At 41.9% G+C, this 2,691-nt stretch carries 4 protein-coding genes; all 4 read left to right on the top strand.

What is annotated here, in order from left to right; all coding sequences use genetic code 11:
• Positions 1–277 precede the first annotated feature (277 nt).
• Entirely contained in the window at positions 278–679 is a 402-nt protein-coding gene (locus QZ359_RS01620) for a Spx/MgsR family RNA polymerase-binding regulatory protein (protein WP_000631254.1), read from the top strand.
• Positions 679–957 carry a UPF0223 family protein gene (locus QZ359_RS01615; protein WP_293955975.1) on the top strand — a complete coding sequence of 93 codons (279 nt, stop codon included), beginning with the start codon at positions 679–681 and terminating at the stop codon, positions 955–957. Before QZ359_RS01620 ends, QZ359_RS01615 begins: the two co-directional genes overlap by 1 nt.
• Complete coding sequence (locus QZ359_RS01610) at positions 947–1,720, top strand: inositol monophosphatase family protein (protein ID WP_261029453.1); 774 nt, start codon at positions 947–949, stop codon at positions 1,718–1,720. The genes QZ359_RS01615 and QZ359_RS01610 overlap by 11 nt, the downstream gene beginning before the upstream one ends.
• Positions 1,721–2,691: RsmB/NOP family class I SAM-dependent RNA methyltransferase (locus QZ359_RS01605; RefSeq protein ID WP_293955970.1), on the top strand; the 971-nt coding region annotated here is incomplete at its 3' end.

Raw genomic sequence — 2,691 nt, 5'->3', positions numbered from 1 at the left:
CTCCTCTTTTTTGCCCTCTATGAAAGCTTCTTTAGCTATCTTTACCTAAAAAGTCGTAGGAAGTGAAACGAAAGATGTTCTTATTTCACATGTATAAATTAGGTGTGTAATTCGAAACTATCGTTAAGAGTGAATTAACTAATTCAGAAATGTATTAATCGTTCGCAAACAGTCTATTTTTCTTGAAAAAATAGGCTTTTTTTCTAAAAATATCTAGTCAAGCGCTTTATTTTTTTGTATAATAGAGGTAGCAAAGTATAGATAAGAAGAGAAAAGCATGATTACACTATTCCTATCACCGAGCTGTACTTCATGTCGTAAGGCAAAGGCCTGGTTAGAAAAACATAAGGTGCCCTTTGAGGAGCACAATATTATGACCAGTCCTTTAACAAGAAAAGAATTGCAACATATTCTTTCCTTGACCGAAAATGGTACTGATGACATCATTTCAACTCGTTCAAAAATTTTTCAAAAATTAGATATTGATGTAGAAAGTATTTCGGTATCAGAATTGCTTCATTTGATTGAGCAGTATCCTAGTCTTTTGCGTCGTCCCATTATTATTGATGCCAAACGTATGCAGATCGGTTTTAATGAAGATGAGATTCGTGCTTTTCTCCCTCGTAGTTACCGTAAGCAAGAACTAAAAGAAGCAAGAATGAGAGCTGGTATTAGTTAATGAACAAACAGTATAGTTACCCACTAGATTTGTCGTGGAGCACTGAAGAACTTGCTTCAGTGCTTTCTTTTTTTAATGATGTTGAAGCTGCCTATGAAGGCAAGGTAGAGGCTAAAAAGTTACTGGACTCTTATAAGGGGTTCAAGGAGGTCGTGCCAAACAAGAGTGAAGAAAAACGTTTGGGACGAGAATTTGAAACAGTGAGTGGCTATTCGCTTTACCGAGCAGTTCAGGCTGCCAAGGAAAAAGGGAAAGGAAAGATTTCTCTTGGAAAGTAAATTTGAATTTGCCAAAGAGCTAATTAAGAAAGCAGGCCAGTACATCCTTGACCATATGCAGGAAGACTTGTGCGTTGAGACCAAGTCCTCTCCAACAGATTTGGTGACCAGACTGGACAAGGAAGTTCAGGAACTCTTGGTTAGCGAGATTTTGTCCCGTTATCCTGAGGATAAGATTTGCGCTGAAGAAGGCTGTTTGCGAGCCTCGGTTCAAGAGGGCAAGGCTTGGGTCATTGATCCCATTGATGGTACCAATAATTTTGTCGCCCAGCAGGAAGATTTTGCTGTCATGATGGCTTATTTTGAAAATGGTCAGGGACAGTTTGGTCTGATTTATGATGTGGTCAAAGGGGATTGTTACCATGGTGGTGGAGCCTTTTCAGTTTGTCGAAACGATAAGCCCCTAGCTCCTTTTAAAGCAAAACCACTTGGAGATTTTCTCATTGCAGGGAATAGTGGTATGTTGGAAACCAACGAATGGGGGCTGGCTGATTTGAGTCGGGCTGTACTCGGTGTACGTGTCTATGGGAGTGCGGCCATTAGTTTTGCCAAGATTTTGTCAGGGCATTTATTGACCTATGTCACCTATCTGCAACCATGGGATTATGCTGCAGCTAGTATTTTAGGGGAAAGTCTGGGCTATCGGATTGTGACCCTTTCTGGTCAACCGCTTGATTTTCAAACCAGACAACCGGTCATGATGCTACCTCTTGAGATGCAGGAGGAAATTCAGTCCTATATTTACGAAAGGAAAAGAACTTAAATGCAATTTCCAGAAGGATTTGTTGAAAAATATGAAGAGATACTAGGAGATGAGGCAAGAGATTTTCTTGCCTCTTTTGAGGAGGAAGCGGTTTCGGCCTTTCGGGTCAATCCTTTAAAAGAAGCGCCAGTTTCCTTTCCTGATGCCATTCCTCAAACTCCTTGGGGTCATTATGGGAAGGTTTCAGGGAAATCGCCTGAGCATGCTACAGGTTTAGTTTATTCGCAAGAACCCGCTGCTCAGATGGTTGCTCAGGTAGCCCAGCCCAGTCCTGGTATGAAGGTTTTGGACTTGGCAGCTGCACCGGGAGGTAAATCCACTCAATTAGCAGCCTATCTAGCAGGGGAGGGACTCCTTGTTTCCAATGAAATTTCAAGCAAACGGGCCAAGATTTTAGTAGAAAACATGGAGCGCTTTGGAGCGACAAATGTTGTGGTGACCAATGAATCTGCTGACCGCTTGGCCAAGGTTTTTAAGGGCTATTTTGACCTCATTGTCCTTGATGCCCCTTGCTCAGGGGAAGGGATGTTCCGTAAGCAACCTGATGCTATGAACTATTGGAGCTTAGATTATCCAAGTCAATGTGCTAGTTTGCAAAGAGAAATTCTGGAAGATGCAGTAACCATGCTAGCTGAAGGTGGTCGCTTGGTTTATTCAACCTGTACCTGGGCACCTGAAGAAAACGAAGAGATTGTCAATTGGTTGCTGGAAGAGTATGATTTTGATTTGCTGCCAGTAGAGCATATCAATGGAATGGTAGCTGGTATTGACCTGCCAGAAACGTCTCGGATGTATCCTCATCATTTTAAGGGAGAGGGGCAGTTTGTAGCTCATCTACAGTTTAAAGGTGAAAATCTAGCACCAAAATGTAGGGCAAGTAAGAGTAATCTCAGCCGAGAACAAGTTGTCTTGTGGCAGGAATTTGCCCAAAAACACCTGAAAATCAATCTAAGGGGAATCTTGCAGACTTT

The organism is Streptococcus sp., from assembly GCF_019414905.1.
GTDB lineage: Bacteria > Bacillota > Bacilli > Lactobacillales > Streptococcaceae > Streptococcus.
This window is presented reverse-complemented; position numbering and strand designations above follow the sequence as displayed.